The sequence below is a fragment of the Thermococcus aggregans genome (assembly GCF_024022995.1).
In the GTDB taxonomy this organism is placed as follows: domain Archaea; phylum Methanobacteriota_B; class Thermococci; order Thermococcales; family Thermococcaceae; genus Thermococcus_A; species Thermococcus_A aggregans.
Window position 1 is genome coordinate 1,117,754 of the sequence record NZ_CP099582.1, and the last position, 17,749, is coordinate 1,135,502.

Here is a 17,749-nt window from a genome sequence, read left to right on the forward strand (position 1 = left end):
TTAAAGACTTTTGGCCTTTCAGCTAGCCAAAGCTTAAAAAGTGTTTCTCATACTTACCTGCGGGTGGGGATGAATGGTTCATTGGGCTGATTATATGGCTGAAAAAATCATCAAAGAGAGAGGAGAGAAAGAAGAGTATGTGGTGGAAAGCGGAATAACGCCGAGTGGTTACGTTCATATAGGGAACTTTAGGGAGCTTTTTACGGCTTATATTGTCGGACACGCGTTGAGAGATAAAGGAAAGAAGGTTAGGCATATTCACATGTGGGATGATTACGATCGTTTCAGAAAGGTGCCAAAAAACGTCCCCAAGGAATGGAGCGAATACTTAACGATGCCCGTTAGTGAGGTTCCAGATCCGTGGGAATGCCACAACAGCTATGCAGATCATTTCATGAACCTCTTTGAAGAAGAAGTTGAAAAGCTCGGGATTGAGGTTGATTTCCTTAGGGCAAGCAAACTCTACAAAAGCGGGGAATATGCAAATGAGATTAGACTAGCTCTTGAAAAAAGAAAGGAAATAATGGAAATTTTAAACAAGTTTAGGGATACGGCAAAACAGCCTCATTTGCCTAATGAGTGGCAACCAGTACAGATTTACTGCCCAAACTGTAGGAAAGAAGCTGATTTTGTGGAGTGGGATGGAGAGTGGAAGGTTAAGTACAAATGCCCCCATTGTGAAAGCGAGGGAATAGTGGATATAAGAGAGGGCAACGTAAAGCTTCGCTGGCGTGTTGATTGGCCAATGAGATGGGCACACTTTAAGGTGGATTTTGAGCCAGCGGGCAAGGACCATCTCGCTGCAGGGGGTTCCTACGACACCGGAAAGGAGATCGTGGAGAAAATCTTTGGATGGAAGGCACCAATGACGCTTATGTACGAGTTTGTTGGTATAAAAGGTCAGAAGGGCAAGATGAGTGGCAGTAAAGGGAACGTTATTCTCCTAAGCGATCTCTACGAAGTTCTTGAGCCTGGTGTTATCAGGTTCATCTACGCAAGGCATAGACCGAATAAAGAGATCAAGATTGATTTGGGTTTGGGCTTGTTGAATCTCTATGACGAATTTGATAGGGTTGAGAGGCTGTACTTTGGCCTAGAGGGGGCTAAAAATCCCGAAGAGGCTGAAGAGCTTAAGAGGACCTATGAACTTTCGATGCCCTCTATACCAAACCGTTTGGCGGCTCAGGCTCCCTTTAGGTTTCTTGTAGTCCTTGTTCAAATGCCTCATTTAAATGAAGAAAGAATAGTGGAAATACTTAAAGAACAGGGTCATGTTCCAGCTCAGCTAAATGATGAAGATTTGAATAGAATTAGGCTCAGAATACTCCTTGCCAAGAACTGGGTCGAAAAATACGCTCCCGATGATGTCAAATTTGAGATTCAGGAAAAAGTCCCATCAATTGAGGTGAGTGAAGGGATAAAAGATGCTCTCATGGAAGTTGCGGAGTGGCTTGAGAGCAGAGAAAAATTCACCGTCGATGAGTTCAATTCGGTTATATTCAATGCTGCCAAAAAGAGAAACATCCCGAGCAAGAAGTACTTTAAGGTTCTCTACAACCTCTTCATAGGGAAAGACAGGGGACCGAGACTCGCTCCATTTCTAGCTTCACTCGACAGGGAATTCGTCATAAAGAGGCTTAGGCTTGAGGGCTGATTTTTATTTTTTATACACATTCAGGTAGGATACCTCGTCGAGCTTAACGCTTTCTATAGGGATGAAATACAGTTTTGCAAGCAATTCTACGGCAGTTTTTCCCCATATTACAAACCTCACCCTGAAAGAATCTCTCTCACTTTTATACTCTATTAGGGCGGTTTTTTCTTCTTCGTCAATCGTCACCTTGCTTATCCAGTACTCTTCGCCAACTATGGTTCCCATTCGGATTCTTGGAAGAAGTCCCCTCATGTCCACGAAATTCATCAAAAACACCCCATCCTTTTTAAGTACTCTTTTAACTTCTTTAAAAACTTCACTTAGGTCTTTGGGCAAAAAGTGGACGGTTGTGTTTCCGAGAAAGAGAACGTAATCAAAAGTTTCATCTTCAAAGGATAGCTCTCTTGCATCTCCCACTATAAATTTTACCTTGGAATTCTTTTCTTCCGCGTATTCTGTGGCTTTTTTAATCATCTCTTCATCTATATCAAGCCCCATGACCTCAAAGCCATGATCCTCAAGAAGGAAGGAAAACCCTCCGACGCCGCATGCTAAGTCCAAGACCTTTCCTTTTCGCTTCATAAACCTGAGCAAATGAGGCTTAAGCTCCTCTATTCTTCTCTGGTATTCTTTTGAGTATATATCGGTGTAAGCCTTAAATGCGCGGTAATACTCTTTAAAGCCCATGTTAGAGAATGATGTGGATTACCAAATAAACCTTCCGCCAGATTTTTAACCCTTCCATGTTAATTTTATTGGTGGTGATTATGGAGTTCAACTTAATAATAACGGGAGTCGGGGGACAGGGAGGACTTACACTTTCAAGAATTATCGGGAATGCTGCAATGAAAGAGGGATATAACGTTAGGATAGGGGAAACTCTGGGAATGAGTCAGCGCTATGGTAGTGTACTCAGCTATCTTAGGTTTGGGGAAGAAGTTTACTCCCCGCTCATTGAAGAAGGCAATGCTGATCTGATGCTCGCCCTCGAACCGGCTGAAGCGCTGAGAAATGCGAGATTCCTAAGCGGCAAAAGTTATGCTATAATAAATGCTTACCCAATTCATACGGCTACAACCCTGGTTGGAAAGGAGAAATATCCAAGCCTTGAGGAAATACGCAATGCTCTTTCAAAAATATGCACCGTTGAAATGGAGAACTTCCAAGAGGAAGCAGATAAAATAAACTCCCGTACTCTGGGAGTGCTTATGCTGGGGTTTGCTTATGGGAAAGGTTTGATCCCATTGAAGAAGGAGAGCATCTTAAATGGAATTCAAGAGACATTAAAACCGAAACTCTGGGAGATTAACATCAAAGCCCTTGAAAGAGGAATAGAGCTTGCCAAATAGCCTCTTTTTATTATTCTTAGTGTGACCAAAAAGCACTTAAATTATTTAGGTCAAACTAATTCAGGTGAGGTTTGTGGAGATAACTAAGAGAGAGGAAGAGTATCTCGAGACTATGTACATACTCCAAAAAAACAAGGGGGTAATCAGAGTAAAGGACATCTCAAAAAAGCTGGGTGTTAGGCCTCCGAGTGTAGTAGATGCCTTAAAAAAGTTGAGTGAAAAAGGGCTGATAAAATATGAGAAGTACGATAGGATTCTTTTAACTGAAAAGGGGCTTAAAATAGCTAAAGAGACTTACCAGAAGCACGTACTCTTGATGAAATTTTTCACCGAGATCCTTGGAGTTCCCCCTGAAATAGCGGAGGAAGATGCGTGTCAGTTCGAGCATTATGTTCACGAGATTACGGCTGAGAGAATGAAAGAATTCGCCCAGTACATACAAGAACACTGTCCATATGTTCTCAAGCAGTTTCTTAAAGAACACATAGAAAAAGAAGAAGCAAAAGGCTCAGAGGAGTCCTCCCAAGTAAGCAAAGTAGCCAATGAAGATTAATGCTAGCACGTACATTAGTGGGTGCACTTCTTTTCCTCTTCCGCTGAGCAGCTTTATTATTGTGTAGCTTATGAAGCCCATTCCTATTCCATTCGCTATTGAATATGTGTATGGGATGGTGATAAGCACTAGGAATGCTGGGATTGCCTCACTTGGGTCATCAAAGTCAACTTCCCTTATTGCGCCGAGCATGTAGTAACCCACTATAACCAAGGCAGGTGCAGTGGCAAACGCTGGGATGGCTTGTGCGACTGGTGCTATGAACAATCCTATTGCGAGGAACAGCAAACCTGTTACCAAAGCAGTCATTCCGGTTCTTCCACCCTCTTCAATTCCCGCGGCGCTTTCTATATACGTGGTTACCGTTGATGTTCCAAGAAGTGCTCCGAGGGTTGTGCCTATTGCATCTGTCAAGAGGACTTTCTCTGCATCTGGTACTTTGCCGTCTTTTGTTAGGAATCCTGCTTTGGCACTTAGCCCCGTCACCGTTCCAAGGGTGTCGAAGAAGTCAACCATGAAGAACGCAAATACAACACCTATAGCTCCAACGTTGAGTAACCCTTGAAGGTCGAGCTTTAGGAAGGTGTAGCTTATGTCCGGGCGTGAAAATATGTGCTCTGGCCAAGGGGCGGCTCCACTTATCCAACCTAAAATGCTTGTGGTGAGGATTGAAATCAATAGAGCACCCTTCACCCTGAGACTTATGAGGACTGCTGCCAAGAAGAGGCCAAATAGGAATAACACGCCAGCTTTTGTAGCAAGCGCTGAGGCATTAAACCCTGTGAGTTTAAGTGCTCCATTCTCATTAACGACTGCTGTTAGAAGGCCAACATCGTTGAGTCCTATAAGTGTCAAGAAAAGCCCTATTCCAGCCCCAACGGCATATTTCTGGCTTAGTGGGATTGCATGGATTATTGCGCTTCTAACCTTGGTGACTGTGAGCAGTATGAAAAGTATTCCCTCAACGAAAACTGCTGCAAGGGCTACTCTCCAGTCGTAGCCCATTCCGAGCACGACGCTGTAGGCAAAGTATGCATTCAGCCCCATTCCTGGAGCCAATGCGAAGGGCTTTTTGGCGTAAATTCCCATTATTATGGTGGAAATCCCAGCTGCAAGTGCTGTTACTGCCACAAGTGAGTTGAAGGCTTCTTTTCCCATTGCATCACTGAGGATTGCGGGGTTTACGAAGAGAATGTATGCCATCGTCATGAAAGTGGTTATTCCCGCGAGTATTTCGGTCCTCATATCGGTTTTGTACTTCTCAAACTCGAAATATTTCTCAAGAGCCTCCATCTCTCTCACCTCTGATTGATACAAAAGTGGTAAAACTATTGGGTATATTTAAATATTTTGAACACAAAAATGTTAAAGCAAGATATGCAAAGAGTTTAATTGGAAGAACCCTCAAAAGATAGGGGATGGACTCATGAGGATTAACGAAGAACAAAGGACAAACCTTGCAAGGGATGCGCTTGAATACCACCGGAATAATTTTCCCGGAAATGGGAAAATAGAAGTCATCCCAAAGGTTAAGATCGAGGATTTCTATGACTTAAGTTTGGCCTACACTCCAGGTGTCGCTGAACCTTGTAAGGCTATAGCAAACGGCGAAAGTTACGAAGAATACACCGTTATCCCTAACACTGTGGCCGTAGTTACGGACGGCTCTGCGGTGCTTGGGCTCGGGGACATAGGAGTTTTAGCCGGAATGCCCGTGATGGAAGGTAAATGCGTCCTATTCAAGGCATTGGCTGGAGTGGATGCTTTTCCTATACTCATTGACAGCAAGGACGTAGAGGACATCGTAAGAACAGTTAAGCTGATTTCAAAGGGCTTTGGGGGCATAAATCTGGAAGACATCTCCGCACCAAGATGCTTTGAAATTGAGGAGAGGCTTAAGAATGAGCTTGATATCCCGGTTTTTCATGACGACCAGCACGGCACGGCTGTTGTAACTCTTGCTGGCTTAATGAACGCACTCAAGCTTGTTGGAAAGAGCTTCAAAGACATAAAAATCGCCATAAGTGGTGCTGGTGCTGCGGGAATCGCTATAGCGAAGCTTTTGCATCATGTCGGGGTTAGAGAGATAGTTATGGTTGATAGAAAGGGGATAATCCACGAAGGCAGAGAGGATTTAAATCCCTACAAAAGGGAAGTTGCCAAGTTTAACATCCACAATATAGAAGGAGACCTCTCAAAGGCACTTGAAGGAGCCGACGTTTTCATAGGTGTAAGCGCTGGCAACATCGTTACGGAGGATATGATTAAAAAGATGGCAGATGATGCCATAGTCTTTGCAATGGCGAATCCTATTCCAGAGATAATGCCTGAAAAGGCCAAAAAAGCTGGGGCAAGAATAGTCGCAACAGGTAGGAGCGACTATCCAAATCAAATCAACAACGTTTTGGGCTTTCCCGGAATTTTTAGAGGGGCTTTAGACGTTAGAGCAAGGGAAATAACCTTAACCATGAACATAGCGGCTGCTAAAGCGATAGCAGAGTGTGTAAGTGATGAAGAGCTATCTGAAGACTACATAATTCCCACTCCCTTGCATCCTGATGTGTACCCAAAAGAAGCGAGGGCAGTTGCGGAGCAAGCTATAAAGGATGGGATCGCAAGAAGGAAAATCAGCGGAGAATGGGTGGAAGAGCATACAGTAAAGCTAAGGGAGTTCTACCAGCGTTATATTGCCCCGATAAATAGGGAAAGAAAAAAGCTAAACTTCCTTTAGTATCTCCTCGGGAGCATTGGCAAAGGCTACCAGGTATTCCGCCTCTACTATGTGTAGCCTTCCGGGCACTATTAGAACATGCGGCTGCTTTCCAAAGTCCTCCTTTATCATATCTTTTACGTAACCGGCTTTGATCGTCGGATTTAGGGAGCCTGCTCTTGCGAGGACCACAACTAGGGTATCTTTGGTAAAGACTCCCTCTTTTTTCTTTTCCTCTACTTGAAGGAGGATCTCCATTGCCTCATTAGCAGTCATGTACTTTCCTTGGTCTGCCTTAATGTCCAGGAAAAGGAGCGTATGAAGGCCGCGTTCTTTGTTTTCTTTGATCGTGTCGTAGTGGCTTGTGGGGAACCAATTTTTCTCTGGGCAAGCGACTGTTGCACTCTTTCCGAACTTATAGATTTGAAGCCCCGTTATAGCAACGGCCGAATATATGGATGGTGCATGTATAACGTAGCTCTCTATTCCCATTTGCTTTGCCCTTATTCTTAGATCCGCGTGAGTAGTTGCCACCATTGGGTCTCCAGCGGTTAGAAAAGCCACATCTTTGGTTTTTGCTTCACTCAGGACTATCTTCTCAAAGTTCAGTTCAACGTCTTCTCTGTTTAGGAGCGTTATTGGTTTTCCTATCAGCTTCTCTATTTTCTCTATGTTTGTACCAGCTAGGAGAGACGTGTAGAACTCTGCAAACACCAAATCACACTTTCTCGCTATTTCCAGTCCTTTAAGGGTGATGTCCTTTTCATCGTAAAGTCCGAGCCCTATGAAATATATCACCATTTTCTTCACCCCTTTTTCTAAGGAATTGAAGGCTAAAAACCTATTCCAAAAACTTTAAAATAGCTTTTTATGAACTTTTTCCGACGGTTTTAATTAAAAGCTAGTGGAGGGAGTGAAGATGAAAGCGATTGTTGAGAGAGTTAGAGAGAAAACCCCGATACCAGTTTATGAGAGAACAATTGAAAACGTGTTAAGTGCTATCCTTGCGAGCAAGGATCCTTGGAGGATAGTAGACCTTAGCGAAGAGCCACTTCCCCTCGTAGTTGCGGTGGTTGAAGCACTTCACGAGTTAGGTTATGTGGAGTTCAAAGACGGGATACTCCTTACTCAGAAAGGGAAGGAGCTCGTGGAGAAGTATGGAATCGGAAAGAGAGAGGACTACACCTGTAAACACTGCCAAGGAAAAACCGTTGAGCTCAATGCTTTTAGCGATCTCCTTGAGGAGTTTAAAGAAATTGTCAAAAACAGGCCCCAGCCAAAGCATGAGTTTGATCAGGCTTATGTAACTCCAGAAACAACAGTTGCAAGAGTTGCCCTGATGCACACTAGGGGAGACCTCGAGAACAAGGAAGTTTTTGTTCTGGGAGATGACGATTTAACGAGCATTGCTTTAATGCTTTCAGGCCTTCCAAAGAGGATTGCTGTTCTTGATATTGACGAGAGGCTTGTTAAGTTCATCGAGAAGACTGCCGAGGAAATTGGTTACAACAACGTGGAGATATTCACCTTTGACCTTAGGAAGCCCTTGCCAGACTACGCCCTAAGGAAGTTCGATACCTTCATCACTGATCCTCCCGAGACAGTCGATGCAGTTAGGGCTTTCGTTGGAAGAGGAATTGCAACCCTCAAAGGGCCTGGTTGTGCAGGTTACTTTGGAATCACGAGAAGAGAAAGCTCAATTGACAAGTGGCACCAGATAGAGAAGCTCCTCATAACGGAGTTCAACGTGGTCATAACAGATATAATAAGGAACTTCAATGAGTACGTCAACTGGGGATATATGGAGGAAACAAGGGCTTGGAGGCTTCTACCAGTAAAGACCATGCCCACATACAACTGGTATAAGAGCTACATGTTTAGAATTCAAACCATTGAAGGCTCTAAAGGTTATGAAGAGGAAATCACAGTTGGTCAAGAACTTTATGACGACGAGGAAAGTTCAACTACCTGACTCTTTTTCCATATTTTTGTTCCATAAGGTTTAAATTTGTTGTTTAGAAAGCTTTTTTCAGGTGAGGAAAAGTGAGTGAAAACCCCAAGATCACAAAGGAAATGGTTCTCGAAAAGCTCAAGGAGGTAATTGACCCGGAAATTGGAATAGACGTTGTTAACCTGGGGCTTATATATGAGCTCAAAGTAAATCCCGACAACACGGTTTACGTTAAGATGACCATGACGACTCCGGGCTGTCCTCTCACTATGTGGCTTCTTCAAGCTGTAGAGCAAAAGATTCTGGAAATCCCAGGAGTTAAAGATGCGGAAATAGAGCTCACATTTGATCCTCCTTGGACTCCTGATAGAATAAGCGAAGAGGTCAAGAAAAAGCTGGGAATAATTTGAGGACTTTTTCCGATTTTATGTCCTTTTTAAAGTATATCTCATTGAGGCTCTTCTGCGGGTTGCATGGAAGTTAAAGTTGATTTCTCCGCTCATTTTCTCTCTCGTTTTCTTCCCTGTTTTCTTTTTCTCCCTAATGTGGGGTAACCTTTAGTTTGGAAAAGGTTTTTAAACCTAGGCTTCCCTCTATCTTTGAAACCCTTTGGAGGTGCTGGAAATGAAGGTTAGTGTTGATAAGGACGCATGCATTGGATGTGGAGTATGTGCAAGCGTCTGCCCAGACGTTTTTGAGATAGGCGACGATGGAAAAGCTAAGGTAATCGCACCTGAGACCGACCTCGAGTGCGCAAAAGAGGCAGCAGAGAGCTGCCCAGTCGGAGCAATCACAGTTGAGTGAATTCTTTTCCCTTTTTATTACTCTTCTTGGCTTTTCTGTGTCTTCTTGGGAAGAAAAGTTATTAGAAAAAGCTAAAGCTAAAAGAAAAAATAAGAAGTTAATCTAATGTCAGCCCAAACTTTTTCGCCTGTTCAAGCACGTATTCCCTGATCTCTCTGGCTTTTGGAAGTTCCGCGACTATTTCTCCATTTTCGATGAGCGGTCTAAGGAGTGGTTCAACTTTTGCCCCACAGACTGGGCATTTTTCGAGCTTTTTCTCTGCTGGAACTCTGTGGTAGTGTCCGTTTTCACACCTGTACACCTGTTTTCTTCCGCTAAGCTTTCCTCTCTTTGTTAGCGGCTTTCCTTCGACTTCAACTATGTCAAGGGAGAAGTCTATTGGTTTTGCACTTGCTATGCTTCCTCCAACACCAAAGGCATCCGCTACGTCTGCAAGTTCTTGAAGGCTTTCTTCGTCCAGTCCACCGCTTAAAAATATCTTAACGTGCTCGTAGCCTCTCAAATCCAGTTCCCATCTTACTTCCTCTACTATGCGTCTAAAGTTCCCTCTTCTTGAACTCGGTGTGTCAAGTCTTACCGCGGCCAGCCTTTCTCCTAACGCTTCAGCCGCCATTAAAGCCTCTAACTTCTCATCGCAAAGGGTATCAACGAGCGCTACCCTTGGCACATCTTCTGGCATAACCTCGTCGAAGTATTTCCATGCCTTTACCTGATCACCAATCGTTAGGATTAACGCGTGAGGCATTGTCCCAACTGGCTTTTCTCCGATCATCTCGGCTCCTAAAACGCCGCTAACTCCATCGCAGCCCCCTATGAATGCTGAGCGGTCAATCATAGGAGCTATTGCGGGGTGCATGTGCCTTATACCAAAGGAGTAAACTGGCTTGAACTTTGCCGCTATTTTGACTCTAAGTGCGGCTGTTGCTATTCCGCTTGCTTGACTCAGCATTCCGAGAAGTGCAGTTTCAAAGATTCCGAATTCTTTGTAGTAGCCTTCAATCTGCATTACGGGCTCATATGGGTGGAATATTGTCCCCTCGGGCATAGAGTAAACGTTTACTGGATGTCCTTCTAAGAGCTTTGCGACTTCTTCAACTCCCGCTAAAACTCCCCATTTCCAGCCTTTTGGAAGGGAAGTTGTGGAGATATCGGCAAAGACTTTCTTGTGGATTCCTTTTTCCTCAAGTATCTTTTTGGTTCTGATGAAATAAACATCAGTGGTCTTTCCGGCTTTTATCTCATCCTCATGGGCTATGTAAAAATCTCTCATTTTCTTCACCTCTTATCTTACTACATTATTTCCATCAAATTTTAGCTTTTTGGTAGAGTGTTAGAACTCAAATTCAACACCGTTATCATCTCCTTCCCACAGAACAATTTTATGCAGCCTAATCCCTTGGGGCAAGCCTTTCTTAACTTGTTCCGCAATCCATAGGGCAATGTTCTCTGTTGTAGGGTTCTCGAAGATTTTGTTTAGATTTTTATGTCTTAACGGAGCAATAGCATTGTCTAATATCTTCCTAAGTTCCAAAAAATCCATTATGTATCCTTCCTTTACTTCTCCTTCAATGAAAATTTCGCCTCTGAAAGTGTGTCCGTGAATCTCTTCAAGTTCCCCGTTTATCTTTACCGCATGGGCGGCATCGAAAGTGAACTTTTCCCTAATCCTAGCTTTCATACTCTCACCAAAAGCATTTCGGGGTTTGATAGTTAAAACACTTTGGTGATGGTATGGGTTGTGGGGTTGAAGTTCCAGCTCAGAGGGTTTTGGATAGTGTCTAGTAATTTACGTTGATATGGGACTTTTGCAAGTTTTTAGAGATTAAAGAGAAGTCTTTTTGCGATTAGAGCATCCGAGATAGTATCGGCAAGTGATTATGCAATAGAAGACATATTCTTGTGTAGCGAAAATAACTCACCGTAATATTTAAAATTGGCGAGAACTTATAAAGGGCAGCAGGTTAGTTCTTGGAGGTGGTAAAGATGAGATTCACTGTAACCTCTGCGTTGCCTTATGCTAACGGACCCATCCATGCGGGACATCTGGCTGGAGCTTACCTGCCAGCAGACATATTCGTACGCTATCTGAGGCTAAAAGGAGAAGACGTTATTTTCATATGTGGAACTGATGAACACGGAACCCCAATAACTTTCAGAGCTTTAAAGGAAGGTAGAAGCCCAAGGGAGATAGTGGACTACTACCATGAGCACATCAAAACGACCTTCGAAAGGGCAAAAATAAGCTTCGACTATTTTGGAAGAACAGAACTTCCCGTTCACTACAGATTAAGCCAAGAGTTCTTCTTAAAGGCTCTTGAGAACGGGCATCTTGTTAAAAAGGTGGAAAAGCAGGCTTATTGTGAGCATGACAAGATGTTCTTACCGGATAGATACGTTATCGGTACCTGTCCTTATTGTGGTGCTGAAGATCAAAGAGGAGACCAATGTGAAGTCTGTGGTCATCCCCTTACTCCAGAGAAGCTTATTAATCCAAGGTGTAACATCTGTGGAAATCCAATAACATTCAAAGATTCAGCCCATTACTACATAAAAATGCAGGACTTCCAAGAGAAGCTTAAGGAATGGGTTCTAAGTCAGAAACACTGGAAGCCAAATGTCAGAAACACCGTCTTGGGCTGGATTGAGGAGGGACTTGAGGAGAGGGCAATAACGAGAGACCTCAACTGGGGAATTCCAGTGCCCCTTGAGGATGAGGATGTCAAAGGAAAAGTCCTCTACGTCTGGTTTGAGGCTCCGATAGGCTACATCTCGATAACCATTGAGTACTTTAAGAGGCTTGGAAAAGAGGAGGAGTGGAAAAAATACTGGCTTAAGGGCTATGATGGCGAGACTAGGATTATTCACTTTATCGGAAAGGACAACGTTCCGTTCCATGCCATATTCTGGCCAGCATTCTTGATGGCTTATGGCAAGTACAAAGACGAGAAAGGGGAGTTTGAGTGGCTTCTGCCCTATGATATTCCGGCAAACGAATACCTAAACTTGGAGGGTAGAAAGTTTTCAACGAGCAGAAACTGGGCTATATGGGTACATGAGTTCCTCGATGCATTTCCAGCGGACTACTTGAGGTACTATCTAACTGCCATAATGCCCGAGACGAGGGACAGCGACTTCAGTTTTGAAGACTTCAAGAAGAAGATAAACGAGGAGCTTGTAAACAACCTTGGAAACTTCGTGCACAGGGCGCTGACCTTTGTTAACAGGTATTTCGATGGAAAAGTCCCAGAGATAGGGGAACTCGACGAGCTCGATAAGAGAGCATTCGAGGAGATAGAGAAAGCTTTTGCAGAAGTTGGCGAGTTAATATCAAAATACCAGTTCAAAGAGGCTCTCAAGAGGGTAATGGCACTCGCAATATTTGGCAATCAGTATTTCGATTACCAGAAGCCCTGGAAAACTGCTAAAACCGACAAAGTTAGGACTGGAACAACAGTGAACATATCCCTCCAAATCGTCAAGGCTTTGGGAATTCTCCTTGAGCCATTCCTCCCAGATGCGAGCGAAAAGATATGGCACCTCTTGAACCTTGAAGAAGTCAAGAAATGGAAGTTTGAGCCCCTTAAGACAGGACACAAAGTTAGAAAGGCGGAGATCCTCTTTAGGAAGGTTAGCGATGAGGATATCATAGCCTACATAGTGAAGTACATAGCCAAAGGCAACCCCGAAAGTGCCAGAATCCTGCTTGCCAAGTATTACAAGGTGGAAGATGTTGTTAAGGTGGCCAAAGAGAGGCTTGGGGAGGAAGCGGAGGTAATATTGAGGAAGATTTATGGAGAAAAAGTAAAAATAAAGGAAGAAAAAGTAAAGAAACCGGAAAAAAGAAAGGAGGATGTGAAAATGAGCTACGTGAAATTTGATGAATTTGCCAAACTTGATATAAGAATTGGAAAAATAATAAGCGTTGAGGACCACCCAAATGCCGACAGGCTTTATGTTGTTAAAGTTGACCTTGGAGACGAGGTTAGGCAGCTTGTGGCAGGTTTGAAGGCATACTACAAAAAAGAAGAGCTCCTCAACAAGTACGTTGCTGTTATTACAAACCTAGAGCCAAAGAAGCTTCGCGGCGTTGAAAGCCAGGGAATGCTCTTGGCGGCAGATGATGGAGAAACTGTTGCTCTGCTAACACCAGAGAGAGAAGTAAAATTAGGGGCAAAGGTTCGCTGAGGTTCCCTTCCTTAAATTTTTCTCCTTATTGATTATTCTAAGTTGGTTGTTTTTCGGGGGGTTGAACATCTCTAAGCTCTTAAGGGCTAAATCAACATTTTAATTCCGATTAAAACGAGCATAAAAGCAAATCCGCGTTTTAACTTCTCTGAATGCAGAGTGTGAGCGCTTCTTGCCCCCAAATATGCTCCTATTATAAGTCCCGGAGCTAAAAGAAGTGCCGTTTCTATGTTTACATTTTCAGCTTTAAAATGTCCATAAGTTCCAGCGAGGGCAGTGAAAAAGAGCGCTACGCTGGATGTCCCGATGGAATATCTAACGGGTATATTAACTAGGACGTGGAAAAGGGGAACGTTTAGGATTCCTCCGCTTATCCCAAGCAGACCGGACAGAAAGCCTGAAATCACACCCACTATGGGGACGTTTTTGTAGTTTATTTTGATATTTTCTTCGTGATGTGACTTTGAAGGGCTTGTAGTCATCTTATATGCCAGATAAAACAAAAGAATTGTGAAAATACCTCTTAAAAAGGCCTCATTTAGAAACGTTGCTACGTGCGCCCCAATTAACGCGGCTGGTATTGAAAACGCCTCTTTAATTGCCACGACTTTAAAAAGAACTTTTCCTCTCTTGATGTGTGTATAAGCGGAAGCAAAAGAGCTAATCACTATGCAGGCAAGGCTCGTGCCTATTGCGGTATGAATAGGCAATCCTATAAATGTAAGCGTTGGCACTATCAGGAATCCGCCACCTACCCCAAAAAGGCCAGCTATTGTCCCTATTGCAACTCCAAGAGCGAAATCAAAGAGATAACTAATCATGGAAAGAGTTCACAAAATCACTTTAAATTTTTTCCGGATAAACTCAGAGATAAAAAATAAAAACTCAGGGAACAGGATATCCAAGCCCCTTGAGGATCATCCTGATTGCTAAGAATGCCATCACAACCGCGAAAGCTTTTGTTAGATTACTGGCTTTAGTCCTTTTTGCTATCCTTGCTCCCAGCTGGGCACCGACTATCAGGCCTGGCACGAGTAGGGCCAGCCACTCAACTTCAACGTTGCCGAGCATGTAGTGTTTTAAGGCCCCGCTCGTAGCTGTGAACACTATTGCAAAGCTCGAAGTTGCCACGGCGTAGTGGATTGGTAACCCCATATAAGTCAGAAACGGTACGTTTATTGCCCCACCGCCTATGCCGAGCAAGCCACTTGCTATCCCCGCTATAAACCCTCCTAGAGGTACTATCTTGTAGTTCAGCTTTATTTGGCTTAGATCAACTTCATGCGGTTCTTTGCTCTTCTTGCGGTAGAGCCTTATAGCAACTAGGAACAAAACTACACCGAAGATTACTTTTAGTTGGCTTGCACTTATGTAACTTGTCATCCATGCACCTATGTAAGCTCCTATAATGGCAGTGCTTGCCAAAAGCAGACCTGCCTTGTAGTGTATCCTCCTTTGTCTGTGGTAGGCTATGGCAGAGCTCAGTGAAGTGAATACAACCGCAGCACTTGAGGTTCCAACCGCGTGATGTATCTCGACCCCTAAGAGATTCAACGTAGGCACTATCAAAAATCCTCCTCCCAGGCCAAAGAGAGCAGCTAAGATTCCTATGAAAACCCCAACGGCAAAGTACCCAACGTATTTAAGCAAAGGATCACCTCCATTATTCAAGCTCAAACACAAGGGCTTCGATTAGTTTTATTAATGCTTTGAGGTCATCTATATGGAGCATTTCCGTTTCGCTGTGGAGGTATTTTATGGGAACGCTTAGAGCTAAGGTCTGGCTCTTGTTCTCAAAAACAGATGCATCGGTTCCTCCGCCAGTAACTCCAACTTGGATTGGAATCTTGTTCTTTTTCGCTATCTCAAGAGTTTTTTTCGCTAATGCGGGAGTGTATATTGCGGAATTATCCACAGCTCTTATCACGGCGCCCTTTCCAAGCCTCACATCCCCCGTAAGGAAGGAGCAGCATGCAAACGAATCCACGGCTATAGCGTATTTCGGTGAATATGTGTTTGCAAGGAACTTGGATCCTTTAAGCCCTATTTCCTCCTGAACTGTGAAGGCAAAAATGTACTTTCCTTCCAAGTCGTGGTCAACGAGGTTCTTTATGGCCTCTACAAGAGCTACAACGCCGAACCTGTCGTCTAAAGAGCGTGTTGCAATGTATTTGTTGTTTAAGACGCTAAAATGCTTTTTAAATACAGCAAAGTCCAAAACTTTTACACCCATTTCTTCAGCTTCTTCCTTCGACTCCGCCCCGATGTCTATTTCAAGGCTGTGCCACGGCACTGTGTCGAATTTCCTTTCAAGATTGAGGTGCACGGGAGTAACTCCTATGACTCCATCCAGTTCTCCCTTTTCGGTTATTACCTTTACGTGCCTTCCCAAAAGAAGCCTGTCGTCTATTCCTCCTACTTTTCTAAACTTTAATTTTCCGTTTTCTGTTATCCCCGTTATTAAAAGCCCAATTTCGTCCATATGTGCCATGAAAATTGCTTTCTCCTCACCCTCTCCAAGTTCCACAATTAGGTTTCCAATTGTATCAACTCTGTAGCCGGCGTAATCTTTTATCCACTCGATAATCTTTTCCCTTACCTTATCCTCATAACCCGAAATACCGGGGAGTTGAGTTATCTCTTTAAGCTCTTCAACAATCATCGTTTCCACCGAAAATAGATGGAAGCAAACTACTTAAGGTTTTTTGATAGCGTTAAGATTTGCATCTTAACGGGCTTTCAATTTTTGTCGGCTAAACTTTAAAAACCCCGGGAGAATTATTTATAAAGGGTTTTTAAACCCAGCTTAAGGAGGTGCAAAACTTGGTTGACTTGAGTAATGTTGAGCTTAAGATAGAGAATATTGTGGCCTCGGTGGATCTTTTTGCTTCATTGGATCTTGAGAAGGTCATAGAGATATGTCCCCATTCTAAGTACAATCCAGAGGAATTTCCAGGGATAATATGCCGCTTTGATGAGCCAAAGGTAGCTCTTCTTGTGTTCAGCTCCGGTAAACTTGTGGTTACTGGGGCAAAAAGTGTTGAAGATATCAAAGCAGCGGTTTCGAAGCTTGTTGAAATGCTGTCAAAGATTGGGACTAAGTTCACAAGGGAGCCCGAGATAGATATCCAAAATATGGTCTTTAGCGGCGATCTTAAGATGGAGTTTAACCTCGATGCCGTCGCTCTTGTGTTGCCCAACTGTGAGTATGAGCCAGAACAGTTCCCCGGTGTTATTTATCGTGTTAAAGAGCCAAGGGCAGTTATACTCCTTTTCAGCTCTGGAAAAATTGTGTGCAGTGGAGCAAAGAGCGAACAGGATGCGTGGGAAGCCGTTAAAAAGCTCCTCCACGAGCTCGAGAAATACGGCCTCATCGAGGAAGATGCTTAGTTCTTCTTTAACTTTTCTGGAGAGCTTTACAAAGCTTTAGAAGGCAGAATTTGCCACGAAAGCTTTCGAGTTGGGTCTAGCCGAAGAGGATTCCAACCTCTTCAACATATACGAAAGTCAATACTCTATTGTCCTAAAGATTCTCCGCAAATTGGGCATGATTTACAAGAAGGAGGGCTTTTATTACACCAGCCCACACTTTAAAAACGCCCTTGAGTCAATTGGGCGATTATGGAAGGATTGGAGGGCTGGATTAGTTGACTAGAAGCTAACACATCTTTCTCAATTCTTCTTTCAGGAATTCTATTGGTTTGAGTATCTTAGCTCGATGATCCTTAAGTTGTAAGGTTTTCTCCTTATCCCTTAAATTCAGTAAGTCCTCATCCCATGTTAGAATTATATGGGCTTTTGCTTCATATGCAATGTCGAGCCATTTGTTGTCGTCCTCATCACGACAGAGGTTAAAGTGTTCTTTTGGCTCAATTACCTCTGTCCCATAAAGAAAATTCGCAAGCACTTGCAGCCAATTTTCGCCCAGCTTTTCTTCCTCTTCGAGAAGTGCAATCTTAATTTGAAGCTCCTCTAAGGCTTCCTGACTGGTATAATTGATAAAGACTTTTTTGTCGAGAAGGTCTACGAGCAGGGCTGCTAGCCCTTTTGGTTTTATCATGGCAGCTAGGACAACATTGGTGTCCATAACAAGCTTCATTTCTTTGCACCCTTGAGCTCCTTCCACCTTTTGTCGATTTCCTCTAGAATGTCCTTGACTTCTGGCCATTCATCTTCGATCTCTCCGCTAAGGAGCTTTTGAAGAGCCTGCTTCGACCTTGCTCTGGCCTCTTCTGGCGTGATTGTTTTTGCTTTTTCTCTTGCCTTTTCCATCATTATCTGTCCAAGAGTCAATGTTACAGCATATTTGATGAAGTCTGACCTGCTTTTGAACTCTCCTTCTTTTATGAGTTCATCTATTTTCTTGATTAGGTATTTTGGAAGTCTCACCGAGACTGGATGCTCAACAACCTGAGCCATAAATCTCACCAAATACTATTGTATTACAATTGTATTTAAACCTTGCGAAGGACATGGCATTTGATTGAAAAAGGCCGCGACATAGTGTTGATAATGTATGGATCTCACTCAGCGTAGTTAGTTC

At 43.4% G+C, this 17,749-nt stretch carries 18 protein-coding genes and 1 pseudogene; 9 read left to right on the top strand and 10 right to left on the bottom strand.

Translation table 11 applies throughout. From position 1 onward, the window contains the following. Window positions 1-73: 73 nt before the first annotated feature. Window positions 74-1,654, top strand: coding sequence for a lysine--tRNA ligase (gene lysS / locus NF865_RS06225; protein WP_253303910.1), 1,581 nt, complete (start codon window positions 74-76; stop codon window positions 1,652-1,654). A gap of 3 nt (window positions 1,655-1,657) precedes the next feature. Here lysS and NF865_RS06230 read toward each other — a convergent pair whose 3' ends face one another. After that, window positions 1,658-2,341, bottom strand: a complete 684-nt coding sequence (locus NF865_RS06230; RefSeq protein WP_253303911.1) for a class I SAM-dependent methyltransferase — start codon at window positions 2,339-2,341, stop codon at window positions 1,658-1,660. Between the two features lie 80 nt (window positions 2,342-2,421). Between NF865_RS06230 and NF865_RS06235 the strand changes: the two genes are divergently transcribed. Continuing rightward, window positions 2,422-3,003, top strand: coding sequence for an indolepyruvate oxidoreductase subunit beta (locus tag NF865_RS06235; protein WP_253305589.1), 582 nt, complete (start codon window positions 2,422-2,424; stop codon window positions 3,001-3,003). 73 nt (window positions 3,004-3,076) lie between these two features. After that, complete coding sequence (locus NF865_RS06240; protein WP_253305590.1) at window positions 3,077-3,556, top strand: metal-dependent transcriptional regulator; 480 nt, start codon at window positions 3,077-3,079, stop codon at window positions 3,554-3,556. On the opposite strand, the gene NF865_RS06245 is transcribed toward NF865_RS06240, so the two are convergent. After that, window positions 3,512-4,849, bottom strand: a complete 1,338-nt coding sequence (locus NF865_RS06245) for an NCS2 family permease (RefSeq protein ID WP_253303912.1) — start codon at window positions 4,847-4,849, stop codon at window positions 3,512-3,514. The genes NF865_RS06240 and NF865_RS06245 overlap by 45 nt on opposite strands. A gap of 133 nt (window positions 4,850-4,982) precedes the next feature. On the opposite strand from NF865_RS06245, the gene NF865_RS06250 reads away from it, so the two are divergent. Then, window positions 4,983-6,287, top strand: coding sequence for an NAD(P)-dependent malic enzyme (locus NF865_RS06250; RefSeq protein WP_253303913.1), 1,305 nt, complete (start codon window positions 4,983-4,985; stop codon window positions 6,285-6,287). On the opposite strand, the gene dph5 is transcribed toward NF865_RS06250, so the two are convergent. Further along, complete coding sequence (gene dph5 / locus NF865_RS06255) at window positions 6,273-7,067, bottom strand: diphthine synthase (protein ID WP_253305591.1); 795 nt, start codon at window positions 7,065-7,067, stop codon at window positions 6,273-6,275. The two genes, NF865_RS06250 and dph5, sit on opposite strands and share 15 nt — an antisense overlap. Window positions 7,068-7,185: 118 nt before the next feature. Here dph5 and bpsA point away from each other — a divergent pair, with 118 nt between their 5' ends. The 3 genes and pseudogenes from bpsA (at window position 7,186) to NF865_RS06270 (ending at window position 9,021) form a co-directional block, all read left to right on the top strand. Beyond that, window positions 7,186-8,238: a N(4)-bis(aminopropyl)spermidine synthase gene (gene bpsA / locus NF865_RS06260; RefSeq protein ID WP_253303914.1), complete on the top strand. Its 1,053-nt coding sequence runs from the start codon at window positions 7,186-7,188 to the stop codon at window positions 8,236-8,238. Window positions 8,239-8,321: 83 nt separating this feature from the next. Further along, a pseudogene (locus NF865_RS06265) lies at window positions 8,322-8,627 on the top strand (metal-sulfur cluster assembly factor); the annotation flags it as partial. Between the two features lie 214 nt (window positions 8,628-8,841). Continuing rightward, the gene (locus NF865_RS06270) at window positions 8,842-9,021 is read left to right on the top strand and encodes a ferredoxin (protein ID WP_253303916.1); all 180 of its coding nucleotides are present in this window, start codon (window positions 8,842-8,844) and stop codon (window positions 9,019-9,021) included. Between the two features lie 97 nt (window positions 9,022-9,118). Here NF865_RS06270 and NF865_RS06275 read toward each other — a convergent pair whose 3' ends face one another. Together NF865_RS06275 and NF865_RS06280 are read right to left on the bottom strand one after the other, a co-directional pair. After that, a complete protein-coding gene (locus NF865_RS06275; RefSeq protein WP_253303917.1) occupies window positions 9,119-10,291 on the bottom strand; it encodes a nicotinate phosphoribosyltransferase in 1,173 nt (390 codons plus the stop codon). A gap of 60 nt (window positions 10,292-10,351) precedes the next feature. Next, window positions 10,352-10,699 carry a 6-pyruvoyl trahydropterin synthase family protein gene (locus tag NF865_RS06280; RefSeq protein WP_253303918.1) on the bottom strand — a complete coding sequence of 116 codons (348 nt, stop codon included), beginning with the start codon at window positions 10,697-10,699 and terminating at the stop codon, window positions 10,352-10,354. Between the two features lie 305 nt (window positions 10,700-11,004). On the opposite strand from NF865_RS06280, the gene metG reads away from it, so the two are divergent. Continuing rightward, window positions 11,005-13,206 carry a methionine--tRNA ligase gene (gene metG, locus NF865_RS06285; RefSeq protein WP_253303919.1) on the top strand — a complete coding sequence of 734 codons (2,202 nt, stop codon included), beginning with the start codon at window positions 11,005-11,007 and terminating at the stop codon, window positions 13,204-13,206. Between the two features lie 86 nt (window positions 13,207-13,292). Here the strand turns inward: metG and NF865_RS06290 are convergent, their stop codons facing one another. The 3 genes from NF865_RS06290 to NF865_RS06300 form a co-directional block, all read right to left on the bottom strand. After that, window positions 13,293-14,027, bottom strand: a complete 735-nt coding sequence (locus tag NF865_RS06290; RefSeq protein WP_253303920.1) for a sulfite exporter TauE/SafE family protein — start codon at window positions 14,025-14,027, stop codon at window positions 13,293-13,295. A gap of 64 nt (window positions 14,028-14,091) precedes the next feature. Beyond that, window positions 14,092-14,856 (bottom strand): sulfite exporter TauE/SafE family protein, encoded by a 765-nt coding sequence (locus NF865_RS06295; protein WP_253303921.1) that lies wholly within the window; start codon window positions 14,854-14,856, stop codon window positions 14,092-14,094. A 13-nt stretch (window positions 14,857-14,869) separates the two neighbouring features. Then, window positions 14,870-15,868, bottom strand: a complete 999-nt coding sequence (locus NF865_RS06300) for a M42 family metallopeptidase (protein WP_253305592.1) — start codon at window positions 15,866-15,868, stop codon at window positions 14,870-14,872. Between the two features lie 161 nt (window positions 15,869-16,029). Between NF865_RS06300 and NF865_RS06305 the strand changes: the two genes are divergently transcribed. Continuing rightward, the gene (locus tag NF865_RS06305; RefSeq protein ID WP_253303922.1) at window positions 16,030-16,596 is read left to right on the top strand and encodes a TATA-box-binding protein; all 567 of its coding nucleotides are present in this window, start codon (window positions 16,030-16,032) and stop codon (window positions 16,594-16,596) included. Between the two features lie 268 nt (window positions 16,597-16,864). Here the strand turns inward: NF865_RS06305 and NF865_RS06310 are convergent, their stop codons facing one another. Together NF865_RS06310 and NF865_RS06315 are read right to left on the bottom strand one after the other, a co-directional pair. Further along, window positions 16,865-17,305: a putative toxin-antitoxin system toxin component, PIN family gene (locus tag NF865_RS06310; RefSeq protein ID WP_253303923.1), complete on the bottom strand. Its 441-nt coding sequence runs from the start codon at window positions 17,303-17,305 to the stop codon at window positions 16,865-16,867. Further along, entirely contained in the window at window positions 17,302-17,625 is a 324-nt protein-coding gene (locus NF865_RS06315; RefSeq protein WP_253305593.1) for a ribbon-helix-helix domain-containing protein, read from the bottom strand. Before NF865_RS06315 ends, NF865_RS06310 begins: the two co-directional genes overlap by 4 nt. Between the last annotated feature and the right edge of the window lie 124 nt (window positions 17,626-17,749).